Origin of the sequence: Burkholderia puraquae, assembly GCF_002099195.1 — a bacterium.
GTDB lineage: Bacteria > Pseudomonadota > Gammaproteobacteria > Burkholderiales > Burkholderiaceae > Burkholderia > Burkholderia puraquae.
In genome coordinates, this window is the sequence record NZ_NBYX01000001.1 from 499812 (window position 1) to 517678 (window position 17867).

Here is a 17867-nt window from a genome sequence, read left to right on the forward strand (position 1 = left end):
TGCGCATTCGCCAACGCCGCGGCAGCATCGTTGCGAATGGATCGCGGCGCGGCGACGGACAGGAGGCCGGTCACCCTGCACCGGGCGCGTGTCCGCCGTGTGCGCTCGACACGATCGAAATCGCTGCAAACGGGCACGCGACGCGATCGAATCGCCTCCCGCGACCGGCTGTCGCAGCCCGGCTGAATACCGTTATAAGAAATTCAATAAGTATTTCATGCGAGAAATACTATAGGCGATATATCTAAAACAATGCCAGAATGCGCGCCGCTCCGAACGTCGCGACACCCGATCGTCGTCCGAGCCGCATCAGGAGGTTCCCCCCAATGAAAAACCACGGCCTGTCACGGCGGGGTTTTCTGAAAGCCAGCGTGCTGGCGGGCGTCGCAGTGTATGTCGCGCCCCTGGGCAGCCGCGCATTCGCGGCGCTCTTCGAAGAAAAACTCCTCACCCCCGTCAAATGGGATAGCGTCACCGGCATCCCCCAATTCCGCATCGACGGCATCGCGAAGGTCACGGGCTCGAAAGTGTTCGCCCGTGACGTGCGCGCCGCCGACATGCCGCACTGGCCGCAGCAGCAGTCGCATGCGCTGATCCTGCGCGTCACGCAGGCCGACCGCACCTACGAAGGCTTCGACCTGTCGCTGCTCGGCGACGACCTGAAGCCGGACCGCGTGGTCACGGCCGACGATCTCGCGCGCGACGGCGTCGCGTTCCCGACGTTCTACGGCGACGACATGTTGCTGCCGGCCGGCAAGACGCCCGCGTATCTCGGCCATGCGGTCGCGATCCTCATCTACCACGACTTCGCGCGCTTCCGCTTCGCGAAGAACGCGCTCAAGTTCCGCGACGACGTGATCCGCTACGGCGCGGTCACGGGCCCGCTCGAGCGCGATCCGTGGGGCACCTTCCGCTATGTGCGCGTGGGCGGCAAGACGGCCTATGACGACGACGTCTATTCGAGCCTGAAGGATGCGCCGATCTTCCCGAGCATGATGCGCAAGCACCTGCCGGTCTGGCCGGACGGCAAGGAGCACGGCAAGCTCGACGAGCAGGGCATGTTCCTCGCCGGGCAGATCGCCAGCGAGCTCGACCATCCGTCGGCCGACTGGCTCGTGTTCGACCGCGAGTACAACACGCAGTCGGTCGACACGTCCGCGCTCGAGCCGGACAACGCGAACTGCTGGTACGACACCGCGACGCAGTCGCTGCACCTCGTCGTGCCGACCCAGTCGCCGCTCGAAGTGGCGGAGAACGCGGCCGCGATGGTCGCGAAGTGCCGCTTCCCGGTGAAGAAGCTGTTCGTGCATCCGTGCTACACGGTCGGCTACGGCTCGAAGGATCACTTCAACGTGCCGTTCTACGGCCTCGTCTGCGCGCTGTACGCGGACGGCCGCCCGGTGCGTTTCGCGAACGATCGCTACGAGCAGTTCCAGACGTCGCTGAAGCGTCACGCGTTCAAGATGCACTACCGGATCGCGGTGGACCGCAACACGGGCCTGCTGCAATCGTTCAAGGGCGACTTCGAAGCGAACGGCGGCGGGCGCTCGAACTTCTCGCCGTCGGTCGCGATGGTCGGCGCAACGGCCGCGCAATCGATCTACTACTTCCCGAAGAGCGACCTGGCCGCAGTTGCCATCGCATCGCGTGCGATCGATGCCGGCTCCGCGCGCGGCTACGGCACGCTGCAGAGCATGGCGGCGACCGAGATGGCGGTCGACGAGATCGCCGCGCAGCTGAACATCGACCCGATCGAGTTCCGCCTGCGCAACGCGCTGCGTTCGGGGATGAAGAACACGCAAGGCGCGATTCCCGCCGGCGCGTTGCGCGTCGACGAGGTGCTGGAGCGTTCGAAGCAGCATCCGCTGTGGACGCGCCGCGCCGCACGCAAGGCCGAATTCGAGGCCGCGAACCCGGGCAAGCGCTACGGCGTCGGCTTCGCATGCGTGCAGAAGGATTTCGGTACGGGCGCGGAAGCGTCGTTCGCGAAGGTCGAGTTCGACGAGAACGGCAAGGTGTCGCTGCAGCACACGGCGGCCGAGATCGGCACCGGGATGTCGACGTCGCAAGCCGTCGCGGTCGCGAAATGGCTGGGCCGCCCGGCGACGGACGTGCGCGTGGCCGTGACCGAATGGCCGGACCTGCCGGTCGAGACCAGCGGCGATCCGTACATCATGTCGCAGGCCGACCAGGACCGGCTGAGCGCGAACCCGCGCTGGTCGCCGGGCTATGCGTCGCCGTCGAGCGCGACGAACTCCGCGTACTACTTCACGCACAGCACGCGCGAAGCCGCGCGCGCCGTGTTCCGCTATGGCCTGTGGCCGGCGGCGATGTCGATCTGGACGCGCGGCCTCGGCGGCGGCCAGGCCGCGCCGTACACGATCCGCATCGAGGACGCGCGCTGGGTCGACGGCAAGCTGACCGCCGACGGCCTCGAGCCGCTGTCGTTCGAACAGCTCGCGAAGCAGGCGCATGCACTCGGCCTGCCGACCGGTGCCGTGGTGCACGTGTTCAACCGCTGGCAGTGGACCGACGCCGAGTTCGAAGTGGGCGGCACGGTCGAGCGTTTGCCGATCGACGGGCTGTCGCTGCGTGTCGGCACGCCGAAGACGGGCGACAACGGCCCGGTGCCCGGCACCGCCGCGCCGGCCGGCGCGACCGCGATGCGCGGCACGCTGGCGCCGACCGCGAACGGTTACCGCGTGCTGGATCGCAAGCGCGTGTTCATCCCGCCGACGAGCCGCAACAACGCGGCCGTCACGTACTACACGGCAGTCGGCACGCTGGTCGAGCTGGCCGTGCACGAAGCGACCGGCAAGGTCGAGCTGCTCACGCATCACTCGATCATGGAATGCGGCAACCAGATTTCGCCGCAGCTCGTGTCGGGCCAGTTGCAGGGCGGTCTCGCGATGGGTATCGGCCACGCGCTGCACGAGTACCTGCCGCTGTATGAAGACGGCCCGGGCAACGGCACGTGGAACTTCAACCGTTACCAGCTGCCGCGCGCGTCCGACGTCGCCGTCTGGACGCAGACGGGCGACGTGCTGCCGCCGCTGTCCGAAACCGACCCGCCGAAGGGCGTTGCCGAAGTGGTGATGATCCCCGTCGTCGGCGCGATCGTGAACGGCATCGCGCACGCGATCGGCCATCGTTTCACCGACCTGCCGGTGACCCCGCAAAAGATTCAGGAGGTGCTCGCATGACGACCGCCCAAACCGCGGCTTCGGCCGCGAGCGCCAGCGCCGCTGCGACCGGCGCTTCCGCGCCGGCGGCAGCTTCGGCCGCACCGGCATCCATTCCTTCCGCGCCGGCTGCGCCGGCATCGGCGCCGGCCGCCGTCGAGCGTCCGCTCGTCCGGTTCCAGCAGAAGCCGCTGTCGGTGAACATCAACGGCAAGTCCGTCGGCCCGATGCAGGTGCCGGAAGGGCTGATGATGATCGAGTTCCTGCACGAGTACGCGGGCCTCACCGGCTCGCGGCTTGGCTGCGGGCAGGGCATCTGCCACGCGTGCGTCGTGATCGTCGACAAGCCGGACGGCACGAGCGAGGAAATGCGCACGTGCATCACCGGCGCGCACTTCTTCCACGGCCGCTCGATCCGCACGATCGAAGGCCACGCGAAGCGCAACGAAGCGGGCGAAGTGGTCGAGCTGTCGCCGATCCAGCAGAAGTTCCTCGAGCACTTCAGCTTCCAGTGCGGCTATTGCACGCCGGGCTTCGTCAATGCGGCAACCGTGCTGATCGAACGCCTGAAGCGCGAGCCGATTGCGAAAGCCGACGTCGAACGCACGATCACCGAGGCGCTCGATGCGCACCTCTGCCGCTGCACGGGCTATGTCCGCTACTACGAAGCCGTCAAGGACGTGGTGCTGACGACGCCGGGACTCGTGAAGGACACCGCATGAAACGCACATTCGCTCATCGTGTCGCGCGGGCGGCGGGCCTGCCGGTGCTCGCTGCAGCCTGCGCGCTGCTGCTCGCCGCGTGCGGCGGCCACGACGCACCGGCCCCGAACGCGGCTTCGGGCGCGCCCGGCGCCGACCAGATCGCGCGCGGCCGCTATCTCGTCAAGGCCGCCGACTGCGCCGCGTGCCACACCGCGAAGGACGGCGCGCCGTTCGCCGGCGGCGCGGCGCTCGAATCGCCGTTCGGCACGTTCTACGGCTCGAACATCACGCCCGACAAGGATCACGGGATCGGCAGCTGGAGCGCGGACGATTTCTATGCCGCGCTGCACGACGGCAAGGCGCCGGGCAAGCGCCTGTATCCGTCGATGCCGTACACGTCGTACCGGCAGCTCACGCGTGCCGATTCCGACGCGATGTACGCGTACCTGAAGACCGTCAGGCCGGTCGCGCAGGAGAACCGCGAGCACGAGCTGAAGTTCCCGTACAACCTGCGTTTCGGGATGGTCTTCTGGGACATGGTGTTCCTGAAGGACAGCCTGCCCGATGCATCGACGGGCCAGTCCGCCGACTGGCAGCGCGGCCGCTATCTGGCGGGCGCGCTCGGCCACTGCGCGGAATGCCACACGCCGCGCGCGTTCACGGGGCAGCTCGACAGCGCGAAGCCGTTCGCCGGCGCGGCGCTCGGCCGCGTGGCCGCGCCCGACATCACGCCGGCCGGCCTGGCCGCGCGTGGCTGGACGGGCACCGACCTGCAGACGTTCTTCGGCGTCGGCATCGCGCCGCAAGGCTCGGCCTTCGGCGAGATGTACCCGGTCGTGCACCTGAGTACGCAATACATGACGAAGGACGACCTGCGCGCGCTGTCCGTGTACCTGCTGGGCGACACGCCGCCTGCACCGCAACCGGTGAAGCCGGTGTCGGCGGACGCCGCGCAACTCGCGGCCGGCCGCTCGGTGTATCTCGCGGTCTGCGCGGGCTGTCACGGCTTCAACGGCGAAGGCAAACCGCACGTGGCGGTGCCGATGAACGGCAATTCGACGGTGCGCCAGGGCGACCCGCGCAACCTGCTGGTCGCGATGCTCGACGGCATCGGCGAGCAGAAGTTTGCCGGGTTCGAGAACCTGCAGCCGATGCCCGGTTTCGCGCACACGCTGAGCGACGACGAACTCGCTCAGCTCGCGAACTACCTGCGTGCGACGTGGGGCGGCCAGCCCGCGAGCGTCACGCCGGCCGACGTGAAGGCCATGCGTTAAGGCATGCTGCAGGGCGGGGCGTCGCGCGCGAGTCAGCCGGTTTCCGGTGCTCGCGCGCGACGCGTCGCCCGATTCTTTGCGGCGGTTCTTCAGTAGCCGCCGCCACCTCCGCCACCCCCACCGCCTCCCGCGCCACCGCCGCCGTACCGGCTCATGCCCGGTCCTTGCGAAACGCCGCCACCCGACGACGTACATCCTGCCGACAGCACGAGCACCAGCGCCGCGATCAGCGCCGCGGCCAACGTTGCCGATTTCATTTTCCGCCTCCTTGCAACGCGCAGGCCGCGGGAAAGGCCGGTTCGCGTGAACCGTGCGTCTGCGCGCTGACGAAACGTTTCGGGCGGGTCGTTTATTCCATGTTTTTTGCTTGCGGATCGTCGAATGCGAGGGGGCCGGATCGGAGCCATCGCACCGTGCCTTGGTACACTCCGGCACGCCGCCATTCCGATCCCGACGACAAAAAAACATGAGTGCCATCTCCGAACGTCCTCAGTCGCGTCCGTCCCATCCTGTCGTCCTCGGCTGCGTGTCGTTTGCCGTCGGCGGCCCGCTGGTCGCATCGCTCGTCTGGCCGGCCGTGATGCTGATCGCATGGTCGCTGATCGACGGCCCGTCGTGGGACGTCCTGAAAGTCACCGCCGGCATGGTGCCGATGATTTTTATCGCGTCGTTCGTATTCGGCTATTTCCTGCCCGCGACGGTCGCGGGCGGCATCATGGGCGCAATCGGCACGCGGATCCGGCGGCGCTGGTTCGTGCTGCTGGGGATGGCCGTCGGCGCTGGCGCGATGTTCGGCTTCGTCGAACTCGTGATTTACCTGATGAAATCCGACAAGTTCGGCGGCATCAACGAGATCGCCACGCTCGATGCGATCGTGACATCGGCCGTGATGTCGCACTGGCTGCATCGGCGGCTCGAACGCCGGCGTTGAACGCGAAGCGGTGTGCTATTGGCCGCCTTCGGGTCGATCGTGTGCATGCACCGTACGGACCGCAGGCGGCACCGCGCGGCCGCTTCTGCGGCCTGCGGGCTGCCATGCCATGCCATGCCATGCCGTTCCGGAAGGAGCAGCCGCCGTCGCGGCGGCCCGCGATCAACGATAGACGAGATCGGCGCGGCGGTTCTGTGCCCACGAATCCTCGTCGTGGCCGAGCGCGACCGGCTTTTCCTTGCCGAGGCTGACCGCCTCGAGTTGCGTGGCCGGCACGCCGAGCGTTTCGAGCCCGCTCATCACGGCCTGCGAACGGCGCTGGCCGAGCGCGAGGTTGTATTCGGACGTGCCGCGTTCGTCGGTGTTGCCCTGGATCAGCACGTGCCGCGCCGGATGGCTGCGCAGGTAGTCGGCGTGCGCCTGCAGCAGCGACTGGTATTCGGGCTTGACGGAGTACTGGTCGAAATCGAAGTAGATGCTGCGCTTCGCGAGCGGGCTGTTCGGATTATTGAGTTCGTCGGCCGTCACCGTTGCGACGGCTTCGCTCGAGGGCGTCGGCGCCATGCCGGCATTCTCGGGTGTCTTGGCCGCGTGGTGGCAACCGGCCAGCAGCACCACGGTTGCCAGGACCGCAAATCGGTTCGTTTTGCTCATCGTTCGTCTCCAGCGGTTGACTGCGTTGAACGCGTGGGGCGTGCGATTGGCACGCCCGTATCCGGCCGCAACGGCGCGAAAGGTCCGGCACCTACGACGTGAATCATGTTCGTAAGCCGGTGGTGCGCCATATGAAAGAGTGTCGCGACCGGAACGCCAAATCACGGCGTCGCTGCAAACAGATTAGGAAAAATGTCACAGCGTGACCAGTTTCTCCGCATTTTTTGCGCCGACGCCACAGTCCGGGCGACATTCTTGCCGTCGCGCCGGTCGATCCCACAGCGAAAAGGCCGCGCGGGCGCGGCCTTTTTGGCTCGAGGCATCACGATCGCGCGATGCTGGAAATACACGCGGCATGCCGCATGCGGTCAGCGCAGCAGCGTTGTGCCGCGCCGCGTCGTCAGAACTTGTGCCGCAGCCCCAGTGCGACGACGACCTGGTTGCTGTTCGCCGACGGCGTCAGCGTCCACACGGTCGCGTTGAACGCGGGATTGCCGTTGCCGCCGCTCACGCTCTGGTAGACGCCTTCGAGATACGCATCGGTGCGCTTCGACAGCGCATAGTCGGCTTGTGCCACGACCTGGTTCCATTTCGGGCGTGTCTGGCCGGTGCGCGTGTCGAAGCGGCCCATCGTGTACGTGTACGCGGCCGAGAGGCTCAACGCACGCGTGACGAAGAAGCGCCCGTCGACCGTGAAGTTGTCGAACACCAGCGATTCACCCTTCAGCGGCGCGATGCCGCCGCCCTGGAGCACACCCGTCACGCCGTCGGTGGTCGAGTGCGACCACGCGGCCCCGACCGAATGCGGCCCGAACGCATAGCGACCGGCCGCGGCCCAGATCTGCTGGTTGCCGCCCGTGATCGTCGCCGAGCCGTCGACCGTGCTGAGCGCGCCATTCGGGTTCGGCGCATTGCGGTCGCGGCTGATCTTCAGGTAGCCGGCACCCAGCTTCAGCGGCCCGTTCGCATATGACACGCCCGCGCTCCACGCCGCGTTGTTGGCGAACTGGCCGGCCGTGTTCGAGAACCCGTACATCGCGCCGAACGTCAGCCCGCGGTACGTCGGGCTCGTGTACTTCACCGCATGGTTGATGCGGAGGTTGCGGTTCGAATCGTCGTTGTCGTACGGATGCACCGCGAGGTTGCCGCCCCAGCCGGGGCCGGACGCGCCGAGCGGCGTCACGAAATCGAGAATCAGGTCGTACTGGCGGCCGAACGTGAGCGTGCCGGCTGTCTTCGAACTCAAGCCGATCCATGCCTGGCGGCCGAACAGGTCGACGCCTTTCTGCGACAGCGCGCCGGTGGTGCCCGAGAAGCCGTTCTCGAGCGTGAAGACCGCGGCCATTCCGCCGCCGAGATCCTCGCGGCCGCGCAGCCCCCAGCGCGACGCGTTCAGCGCACCGCTCGTCATCGCGACGGCGCCGCTGCCCGGCGAGCCGGCGCCGTGCGTGCGCTGGTTGGTCGCGTAGGTGATCGACGTGTCGATCAGGCCGTACAGCGTCACGCTGCTCTGTGCATGTACGCCGCCCGACGCGAGGGCGGCCAGGCAGGTGGCAATGGCGGTCCCCGCAAGTCGAGTGCTCGCGTGCTTGTTCATTTTGTAGGAATGCATAGGAGTTTTTATCGTTTTCCCGGCCCGGTGGCCGGCGGATCGAGCGGCCATTATTGGAGATCGCGCGGCGGTCGATTAAGGCGTTGCACAGGAAAGGTCCTCTGCGAAATCGCGCAGAATCGTGGCGAGGCGGAAACCGGTCGTCGTTCAGCCAGCGGGCGCGGCGGCCGGCCATCGGCATATCCGGGCGCGCCGTGCGATCCCGAGGCCATGGCCGGCACGATGCGGTATTGCGTCGCGACGACGCGCGTGCGGGCGCGGTGGCATGACGTCGACAACGATCGGCACTTTGTGCCCGATGTCATGCGGATCGGGTTCGACGCGTTCCAGGCGGGGGCGGGGAGGGTGACTTCGTCGTCGAGTCGCCGTTCGGACACGACGGGTACGGGACGTTCGCGGCAGGCCGCGCGATACCGATCGGGTTGCCTGCTTCAGGCCGTTCGCCGGGGTGGTGGTGTCGGGGCTGCCGCTGCCGGACGCAGCCGCGCATTGACGCGAACGCGGCGCGGCGGCAACAGGAGGATGCGCGTGTACGCCCGCGCTCGGGGCCGGCGCCCGAAGACCGGCCCCGCGCCCGTCAATGCGGCGCGACCAGGCGCGGATCGATATACGCGTCGACGTCCTGCGACTGCTTGTACACGGCGTTGCGCACGTTGAACGCATTCGCGTTGCGCGTCGAGCCATAGATCGAGTCGAGCCCGTCGCCCTTGCGGAACGCACGCTTCGCCGCCGCCTCATCGAGCAGGTGCGTGCCTTTCAGCAGCGGGAGGTATTGCTCCGGCGCGAGCCCGACGCGTGCGGCCATGATCCTGACCGCGTCGGGCTGCGTCTTCGAATCGTTGATGTATGCGACGCAGCGATACCAGACCTTGATCACCTTGGCCCAGTCGGCACGGCGCGCGGCGAGGCTCGCCGGTGCGACCGTGATCGCGTCGTAGATCAGCCCCGGCGCATCCGCCGACGTGAAGATCGCGCGTGCACCCGGTGCGCGCTTCAACGCCTCGCCTGCGTTCGGCTGCCACGCGGCCACCGCGGCGATGTCGGTCGACGAGCCGAGCACCTGCGGCAGCTCGTTGGTTTTCGCATTCACGAGCGTCACGTCGCCGTCCTTCAGTCCGTGCTTCTGCAACGCGGTTTCGAGCAGCAGGTGATCGACGAGGCCGAGTTCGACGCCGACCTTCTTGCCCTTCAGCGCCTCGACGCTGCGCAGCGGCGGCTTGGCGACGATCATGTCGTTGCCGGCGGAATAGTCGGTGAGCAGGATCATCACGTTCTTCGCGCCCGCCGCGCCCGTCACGAGCGCATCGCCGTTCGTCGCCGCGACGGCGTCGAGCTTGCCTGCGGAAAACGCGTCGAGCGATGCCGAATAATCGAACCATTCGAAATCGACATCGACGCCGGCCTCCTTGAACCAGCCCTTGTCGAGCGCGACCTGGAACGCGACCCAGCCGGGCCAGTCGCTGTAGCCGATCTTGAGTGGCGCGGCCGCGTGCGCGGCGGGCGCAGCCAGCAGCGTGGCTGCCGTGGCAGCGGCACCCAATGCGTGACGGACGGAACGGAAGGACAGCAGGCGGCGGAACGCCGGGGCGGGACGGGTCATCGTTTTCTCCAGGAGACCGGGATCGGATCGTCGATACGGACCGTGCTCGTGCACGATCCGGCCGCGTGGCCGGTTCCTGCGGATGCGGAACGAATGAAGCGGCCACGGAGAGGCGCGACGGCCGTTGCCATCGCCAATCTCCCGGGCTTTTGTCCCGCCGTGTAGCGCATGCGTGTCCGGTCTCGCGATCGGACGAACCCGCGCCGGGCTGCTCTCGGACCAGACGTTCGATGAACCGGAACCCTAGCACCCCTAAGATGCGACGCCGCCGCACCTCTCGGCGTCATGTCGAGCGAGAAGCGTGCCAACGGCGCGCGGCGGGCCCGCTCAGCGGCGGCGCGATGGGCGCTGCAGTTCGATGAAGCGGGCGGAGAAGAGCGCGCTCAGCGCGCGCCGGAGCAGGTCGAGCTTGTTCATGAGGTGTCGCGTATCGAGTGAAGGTGCATGCATCGAGCAATGCCCATGCCATTGCCGATCGTGCCGTGCAGGCGGGCGCGGTGCGCACTGCGCCGGTGCGCAAGCGCGTTTGCGTGGTGCGCGGCACGCTCGCCGCGAGGGCAGCCATCCGTATCGGGTGCAGTGCCCGTCAACGCGCGCATGCCGGGAAGCCGCGTGGCGCGGTGATTCCGCACACGCTGGCACGCAACTCGCTTAGTCGATGCCCGAGAGGTGCGAAGCAATTTGCATCATCTTCAGGATCGCTAGGGTTCCGGTCGTGCGGCGTTCGCGCCGTGCGATGGCTGGTCCGAGAGCAATCCGGTCTTGTCTTCTCCTCGATTCGAGGAAACGGCGAGGCTCCACGGAGGGATAAAAGCCCGGGAGGTCGCGATGTCGTTCGGTCGCCCTCTCACGCCTTTTGTCCAACCGACCACGGAGCCGCCATGTCGCCGAGCCCCCAAGCCGTCCTTGCCCCGCCGCCACACGTCGTGTGGGAAACGCTCATTCCAGCCGGTACCCACTGGTCCGGCATCCTGCGCCGCGGTCTCGCGCTGCGCATCGTCGACGTCGACGGCGGCGCGAACCTGTCCGCCGTGTTTCATCGCCAGGAAGACCCGCTCGAACGCTACAACATGGCTGACACGCTGAAGGCGCAGCACACTGCGCACCTCACGCGCGGCCATGCGCTGTACACCGACATGGGGCGCGTGATCGCGTCGATCACGGCCGACACGCTCGGCTGGCACGACCCGCTCGGCGGCGTCGGCGACGCGCGGCTGTTTGCGCACAAGTACGGCACGACGTCGTACCAGGCCGATCGCAACGCGATGATCCGCAACGGCCGGGACAGCCTCGTGCTCGAACTCGCGAAATACGGGCTGTCGGCGCGCGACCTCGTCGCGAACGTCAATTTCTTCAGCAAGCTCGACACGCGCGACGACGGCGCGCTCGATTTCGTCGCCGGACATTCGCCGGCCGGCAGCACCGTCGACCTGCGCTTCGAAATGAACACGCTCGCGGCGTTCTCGACGGCGCCGCATCCGCTCGATCCCCGCCCGGACTATGCGCCGAAGGCCGTGAAGCTGATCGCGTACCGCGCGTATCCGGCGGATGGCGCCGCACCGGAAGACGACCCGTGCCGCCGCGCCTGTGCGGAGAACACGCGGGGCTTCACCAACACCGATCGCCTGTTTGCGTAAGGAGCCGAGCCATGCCGATCATCGAAAGCCGTCTCGACCCACGCGACGCGATCCACGACACCACGCTGAACGCGGGCGAGCCGTGGTTGCACGACCTGAAGCGCGGGCAAGTCTTCCGCATCCTCGACCTGGAGGGCAACCAGGCCGTCGACACGCTGTTCTACCGCTCCGACGACCCCGACGAGCGTTACAGCGCGCAGGACACCATCCGCGCGCAGCGCAACCTGTACCTGAGCGCGGGCAGCGTGCTGCTGTCGAGCCGGGGTAACCCGATGGCGACGATCGTCGCCGATACCTGCGGCCGCCACGACACGCTCGGCGGCGCCTGCGCGGCCGAGAGCAACACCGTGCGCTATGCGCTCGACAAGCGCTACATGCACAACTGCCGCGACAGCTTCCTCAACGCGATCGCGCACTGCACGTGCGGCGCGGGCGCGCGGCTCACCAAGCGCGACCTCGTCGGCAACGTCAACTTCTTCATGAACGTGCCCGTCACGCCGCTTGGCGGGCTGACTTTCGAGGACGGCATTTCCGCGCCGGGCAAGTACGTCGAGATGCGTGCGGAGATGGACATCACGGTGCTGATCTCGAACTGTCCGCAGCTCAACAATCCGTGCAACGGCTACAACCCGACGCCCGTGCGCCTCACGATCTGGGAGGCGGAATGAACTGCCCCCACGCTCACTATGGTTCGCCGCCCCCCAGGAGAGCAGTGACCTGCCTCGGGGCTGCCCGGCGGGAGGCAACATGAGATTCGACAAAGTCCTCGTCGCGAACCGCGGCGAAATCGCGTGCCGCGTGATCCGCACGCTGAAGCGGCTCGGGATCGCGTCGGTCGCGATCTACTCGGACGCCGACCGCGATGCGCGTCACGTGACGCTCGCCGACGAAGCCGTGCGGGTCGGCCCCGCGCCGGCGGCGGACAGCTATCTGAACATCGAGGCGATCCTCGCCGCCGCACTTGAGACGGGCGCGCAAGCCGTGCATCCCGGCTACGGCTTCCTGTCCGAGCATGCCGGTTTCGCAGACGCCTGCGAAGCCGCGGGCCTGCGCTTCATCGGCCCGCGTGGCGACCAGATGCGCGCGTTCGGGCTCAAGCACACCGCGCGCGAACTCGCCGCTGCGCAGGGCGTCGCGCTGCTGCCGGGCACGGGCCTGCTCGACGACGTGCGGACGGCACGCGCCGAAGCCAATGCGATCGGCTATCCGGTGATGCTGAAAAGCACCGCGGGCGGCGGCGGGATCGGCATGTCCTTATGCCGCGACGCCGCACAGCTCGAAGCCGCGTTCGAATCGGTCGTGCGGCTCGGCACCGCTAACTTCGCGCATGCGGGCGTGTATCTCGAGAAATTCGTCGATCACGCGCGGCACATCGAAGTGCAGATCTTCGGCGACGGCCGTGGCGACGCGATCGCGCTCGGCGAGCGCGATTGCTCGGTGCAGCGGCGCAACCAGAAGGTGATCGAGGAAACGCCCGCGCCGGGCCTGACCGATGAAGAGCGCGCCGCATTGCACGCGAGCGCGGTGCGGCTTGCCCGCGCGGTCGGCTATGCGTCGGCCGGCACGGTCGAATTCGTGTTCGACGCGAACACGCGCCGGTTCTATTTCCTCGAGGTGAACACGCGGCTGCAGGTCGAGCATTGCGTGACCGAGGCGGTGACGGGCATCGATCTCGTGGAATGGATGATCCTGCAGGCGGAGGGCGACCTGCCGCCGCTCGCCACGCTCGCCGTTGCGCTGCGTGGCGCGAGCATCCAGGTGCGGCTCTATGCGGAGGATCCGCACAAGCAGTTCCTGCCGAGCGCGGGGCTGCTGACGCACGTTGCGTTTCCGGACGACGTGCGCGTCGACGGATGGATCGAGGCGGGCACCGAGATCAGCGCGTACTACGATCCGTTGCTCGCCAAGCTGATCGTGCATGGCGATACACGCCGCGACGCGCTGGCCGCGTTGCGGGGCGCGCTGGCGCGCACGGAACTGTACGGAATCGAGACCAACCTCGACTATCTGCGCGCGATTGCCGGCTCGGACACGTTCGCGCGCGGCGCGTCGACGACAGCCTTCCTGTCGCGCTTCGCGTTCGCGCCTCACACGATCGACGTGCTCGACGGCGGCGTGCAGACCACCGTGCAGCAGTCGCCCGGGCGTGTCGGCTACTGGAACGTCGGCGTGCCGCCGTCCGGGCCGATGGACGATCGCGCGTTCGAGCTGGCGAACACGCTGCTCGGCAATGCGCGCGACGCGGCCGGGCTCGAATTCACGATGGTCGGCGCGACGCTGCGCTTCAACGCCGAGACGCTCTTCGTGCTCGGCGGCGCACCGCTCGCGGCAGCGCTCGATGGTGAACCCGCACCGTTCTGGCGGGTGCTGCGTGCGCGGCCAGGCGCGGTACTGAAGCTCGGCGGCGTGACGGGCGCCGGCGTGCGCGCATGCCTGGCCGTGAAAGGCGGGCTGCAGGTGCCCGACTATCTCGGCAGCAAGGCGACCTTCACGCTCGGCCAGTTCGGCGGCCATGCAGGGCGCGCGCTGCGCAAGGGCGACGTGCTGCATCTGCATGCGGATGCCGGGCGCGGCGACGCGGGCGCAACGCTCGCCGCAGCGGACATTCCCGCGCTGACGCACGCGTGGACGCTCGGCGTGCTCGACGGCCCGCACGGTGCGCCGGATTTCTTCACGCCGGACGACATCGCGATGCTGTACGGCACGCAGTGGACGGTCCATTACAACTCGAGCCGGACCGGCATCCGGCTGATCGGCCCGAAGCCGCAATGGGCACGCACGGACGGCGGCGAGGCGGGCCTGCATCCGTCGAACATCCACGACAACGCGTATGCGATCGGCGCAGTCGATTTCACCGGCGACATGCCGGTGATCCTGGGCCCGGACGGCCCGAGCCTCGGCGGCTTCGTGTGCCCGGTGACGGTCGTGCGCGACGAGTTGTGGAAGCTCGGCCAACTGCGGCCGGGCGATACCGTGCAGTTCGTGCGCACCGGCGCCGCAAGCGGGCGTGCCGCCACGGCGGCCGTGCCCTCGGCACAGGGCGGCGTGCCGGACGATTGCGTGCTGCATCGCGACGCGTCGGCCGGCGGCGGCATCGGCGTCGTCTACCGGCGCTCGGGCGACCGGAACGTCCTGGTGGAATACGGGCCGCTCGTGCTCGACCTGAACCTGCGCTTTCGCGTGCATGCGCTGATGTGCTGGCTCGACGCGCACCGGCTGCCCGGCATGCTCGACCTGACCCCGGGAATCCGTTCGCTGCAGGTCCAGTTCGACGCGCGGACACTGCCGCTCGACACGCTGCTCGCGCATCTGCAGGCCGCCGAACGCGAATTGCCGGAAGTCGCCGACATGCGCGTGCCGAACCGCATCGTGCATCTGCCGCTGTCGTGGGACGATCCGTCGACGCGTGTCGCGATCGAGCGCTACATGCAGTCGGTGCGGCCCGATGCGCCGTGGTGCCCGAGCAATATCGAGTTCATCCGCCGGATCAACGGGCTGGTCAGCATCGACGACGTGAAGCGCATCGTGTTCGACGCGCGCTATCTGGTGATGGGGCTCGGCGACGTATACCTCGGTGCGCCGGTCGCGACACCGATCGATCCGCGCCATCGCCTCGTCACCACGAAGTACAACCCCGCGCGCACCTGGACGCCGGAAAACGCGGTCGGCATCGGCGGCGCGTATCTGTGCGTGTACGGGATGGAAGGGCCCGGCGGGTATCAGTTCGTCGGCCGCACCGTCCAGATGTGGAACCGTCACCGAACCACGCGCGAGTTCGAAGCCGGCAAGCCGTGGCTGCTGCGCTTCTTCGACGAGATTCGCTTCTACGAAGTCAGCGAGGCCGAGCTGGCGGGGCTGCGCGCGGATTTCGTCGCGGGGCGCGCCGGGCTGAAGATCGAGGAGTCGGTGTTCGATCTCGGCGCGTACAACCGCTTCCTGCGGGACGAGGCCGATTCGATCGCCGCGTTCAAGACATCGCAGCAAACGGCGTTCGAAGCGGAGCGCGAACGGTGGCGGGTGGCCGGGCATGCCGAATACGTCGGCGACACAGCCCAAGGCGATGCGGACGCCGTGCGGGAAGCCGGCGTGCTCGCCGATACGCAGCGCGCGATTGCCGCGGACGTATCGGGCAGCGTATGGAAGGTGCTGGTCGAAGCCGGCGAGCGCGTGACCGAGGGGCAGGTCGTCGCCATCGTCGAGTCGATGAAGATGGAGGTCGCGGTGACGGCGACGGAAGACGGCACGATCGAGACGATCGATTGCGCGCCGGGCGCGGCGGTGGTGGCCGGCCAGCGGCTGATGGTGATGAAGGCGGGCGCCGCCGAGGAGGTCGCATGAGTACGACGGAACGTTCGATCCTGCCCGGCGTCCGCTCGATCGCGGCGCTGCGTGCGCGCTATGCGGCGGGCGACCTGACGCCGCACGCGCTCGTCGACGCGATCGCCGCGCATTTCGCCGCGGGCGATCCGCATCATGCGTGGATCCGGCCGCTGACGCACGCCGAGATGACGGCTTATGCCGACGCATTGGCCGGGCGCGACAGCGCGGCATTGCCGCTGTACGGCGTGCCGTTCGCGATCAAGGACAACATCGACCTCGCCGGCATACCGACCACGGCGGCCTGCCCGGCGTATGCATATACGCCGGCTCGCAGCGCGCCCGTCGTCGAGCGGCTGATCGCGGCCGGCGCGATCCCGATCGGCAAGACCAACCTGGACCAGTTCGCGACCGGGTTGTCGGGCCAGCGCTCGCCTCATGGCGCGTGCCGCAATGCGCTCGATCCGCGTTATGCGTCGGGCGGCTCGAGTTCCGGGTCGGCGGTGGCCGTGGCGCTCGGCGTCGCGACGTTCTCGCTGGGGACCGACACGGCCGGTTCCGGGCGCGTGCCCGCCGCATTCCACGGGCTCGTCGGGCTCAAGCCGACCAAGGGCGTGCTGAGCACGCTCGGCGTCGTGCCGGCCTGCCGGTCGCTCGATTGCGTGTCGGTGTTCGCGCATTCGCCGGCCGATGCGCGGGCGGTGTTCGCCGCCGCGCACGGCGTGACCGATGGCGATCCGTACGGGCGCGCATGGCAGCCGCTGCGGGGCGCGGACGGGCACCGCGCGCAACCGGCGCGACCGTTCGGGCAGTTGCGCTTCGGCACGCCGCGCGCCGATCAGCTTCAGTTCTTCGGCGACGAATCGTATTGCGCGGCATGGCATGCCGCCCTCGAGCGCCTGCGCGCGACCGGGGCGCGGATCGTCGAAATCGACTTCAGCGCGTTCCTGGCTGCCGCGCGGCTGCTTTACGAAGGCCCGTGGGTCGCCGAACGGCTCGCCGCGATCGGTGCCTTCGCCGCGCGGGAACCCGATGCGTTGCATCCGGTGATCCGCGAAATCGTCGGCGGCGCGTCGCGCTTCAGCGCGGCCGATGCGTTCGCCGCGTTCGACACGCTTGCGAAGTTGCGCATCGAGGCCGGTCGCGCATGGGACGGACTGGACGCGATCGTCATGCCGACTTCGGCGACGACCGCAACCGTCGACGCACTCGAAGCCGACCCGATCGGCATCAATTCGCGTTTCGGCTACTACACGAACTTCGTCAACCTGCTCGACCTGTCGGCGATCGCGGTGCCCGCCGGCCTCTGCAAAACCGGGCGGCATGCAGGGTTGCCGTTCGGCATCACGTTCGTCGGGCGTGCGCACGACGACGCACGGCTGCTCGATCTTGCGCAGGCGTGGGGCGATGCAGGTGAACGCGGCAGGGGCGCAGGCGAGGAGGGCGGTTCGCAGACGGACGTCGCCGGCGACGCGTGTGCAACCACGACACCGGCGCCCGGCGTGTCAGCCGGCGTCGTGCGGGTGGCTGTCGTCGGCGCGCATCTGCGCGGTGAACCGTTGAACGGGCAGCTCACGCAGCGAGGCGGGCGGTTCGTCGCCGCGACGACGACGGCGCCCGCCTATCGTCTCTACGCGCTGTCCGCGGCGGCATCCGGCGGCGTCGCCAAGCCGGGCCTCGTGCGTGTGCCGGACGGCGGTGCGTCGATCGCAGTCGAGATCTGGGAGATGCCGGTCGGCGCGTACGGCAGCTTCGTCGCCGGTATTGCCGGCCCGCTCGGCATCGGCACGCTGACGCTCACGGACGGCGCTCGGGTGCAGGGTTTCCTGTGTGAAAGCGCGGCGCTCGACGGCGCGCAGGACATCACGCACTTCGGCGGCTGGCGCGCTTACCGCGCAACTGCCGCGAGCCGCGCATTGCAATGAACGCCCGGTCGCGCGGCGCCCCGGCATTCGC

At 68.4% G+C, this 17867-nt stretch carries 12 protein-coding genes and 2 riboswitches; of the genes, 8 read left to right on the top strand and 4 right to left on the bottom strand.

Annotated elements, in window-relative coordinates; all coding sequences use genetic code 11:
• Positions 1–326 precede the first annotated feature (326 nt).
• The 3 genes from B7G54_RS02275 to B7G54_RS02285 are packed head-to-tail and all read left to right on the top strand — an operon-like array spanning position 327 to position 5160.
• Positions 327–3203 (top strand): xanthine dehydrogenase family protein molybdopterin-binding subunit, encoded by a 2877-nt coding sequence (locus B7G54_RS02275; protein WP_085037561.1) that lies wholly within the window; start codon positions 327–329, stop codon positions 3201–3203.
• Positions 3200–3904: a (2Fe-2S)-binding protein gene (locus B7G54_RS02280; RefSeq protein ID WP_085037562.1), complete on the top strand. Its 705-nt coding sequence runs from the start codon at positions 3200–3202 to the stop codon at positions 3902–3904. Before B7G54_RS02275 ends, B7G54_RS02280 begins: the two co-directional genes overlap by 4 nt.
• A complete protein-coding gene (locus B7G54_RS02285; RefSeq protein ID WP_085037563.1) occupies positions 3901–5160 on the top strand; it encodes a cytochrome c in 1260 nt (419 codons plus the stop codon). Before B7G54_RS02280 ends, B7G54_RS02285 begins: the two co-directional genes overlap by 4 nt.
• Before the next feature lie 89 nt (positions 5161–5249).
• Here B7G54_RS02285 and B7G54_RS38905 read toward each other — a convergent pair whose 3' ends face one another.
• Positions 5250–5417, bottom strand: a complete 168-nt coding sequence (locus tag B7G54_RS38905) for a hypothetical protein (protein ID WP_165765534.1) — start codon at positions 5415–5417, stop codon at positions 5250–5252.
• Between the two features lie 209 nt (positions 5418–5626).
• Here B7G54_RS38905 and B7G54_RS02290 point away from each other — a divergent pair, with 209 nt between their 5' ends.
• Complete coding sequence (locus B7G54_RS02290; RefSeq protein WP_085037564.1) at positions 5627–6091, top strand: hypothetical protein; 465 nt, start codon at positions 5627–5629, stop codon at positions 6089–6091.
• Between the two features lie 162 nt (positions 6092–6253).
• Here the strand turns inward: B7G54_RS02290 and pal are convergent, their stop codons facing one another.
• The 3 genes from pal to B7G54_RS02310 form a co-directional block, all read right to left on the bottom strand.
• Positions 6254–6745, bottom strand: a complete 492-nt coding sequence (pal, locus tag B7G54_RS02295; protein ID WP_085037565.1) for a peptidoglycan-associated lipoprotein Pal — start codon at positions 6743–6745, stop codon at positions 6254–6256.
• Between the two features lie 400 nt (positions 6746–7145).
• Positions 7146–8357, bottom strand: coding sequence for a porin (locus tag B7G54_RS02305; protein ID WP_085037566.1), 1212 nt, complete (start codon positions 8355–8357; stop codon positions 7146–7148).
• A 577-nt stretch (positions 8358–8934) separates the two neighbouring features.
• Positions 8935–9957 carry an ABC transporter substrate-binding protein gene (locus B7G54_RS02310; RefSeq protein WP_085037567.1) on the bottom strand — a complete coding sequence of 341 codons (1023 nt, stop codon included), beginning with the start codon at positions 9955–9957 and terminating at the stop codon, positions 8935–8937.
• 136 nt (positions 9958–10093) lie between these two features.
• Positions 10094–10215: riboswitch (guanidine-I (ykkC/yxkD leader) on the bottom strand.
• A 432-nt stretch (positions 10216–10647) separates the two neighbouring features.
• Positions 10648–10781, top strand: a riboswitch (guanidine-I (ykkC/yxkD leader).
• Positions 10782–10838: 57 nt separating this feature from the next.
• On the opposite strand from B7G54_RS02310, the gene B7G54_RS02320 reads away from it, so the two are divergent.
• The 4 genes from B7G54_RS02320 to atzF all read left to right on the top strand — a co-directional run bounded on the left by B7G54_RS02320 (position 10839) and on the right by atzF (position 17836).
• Positions 10839–11594 carry an urea amidolyase associated protein UAAP1 gene (locus B7G54_RS02320; RefSeq protein ID WP_085037569.1) on the top strand — a complete coding sequence of 252 codons (756 nt, stop codon included), beginning with the start codon at positions 10839–10841 and terminating at the stop codon, positions 11592–11594.
• Between the two features lie 11 nt (positions 11595–11605).
• Positions 11606–12262, top strand: a complete 657-nt coding sequence (locus B7G54_RS02325; RefSeq protein WP_085037570.1) for an urea amidolyase associated protein UAAP2 — start codon at positions 11606–11608, stop codon at positions 12260–12262.
• Positions 12263–12341: 79 nt separating this feature from the next.
• Positions 12342–15932: an urea carboxylase gene (gene uca, locus B7G54_RS02330; protein ID WP_085037571.1), complete on the top strand. Its 3591-nt coding sequence runs from the start codon at positions 12342–12344 to the stop codon at positions 15930–15932.
• Positions 15929–17836: an allophanate hydrolase gene (atzF, locus tag B7G54_RS02335; RefSeq protein WP_085037572.1), complete on the top strand. Its 1908-nt coding sequence runs from the start codon at positions 15929–15931 to the stop codon at positions 17834–17836. Before uca ends, atzF begins: the two co-directional genes overlap by 4 nt.
• Positions 17837–17867: the final 31 nt, after the last annotated feature.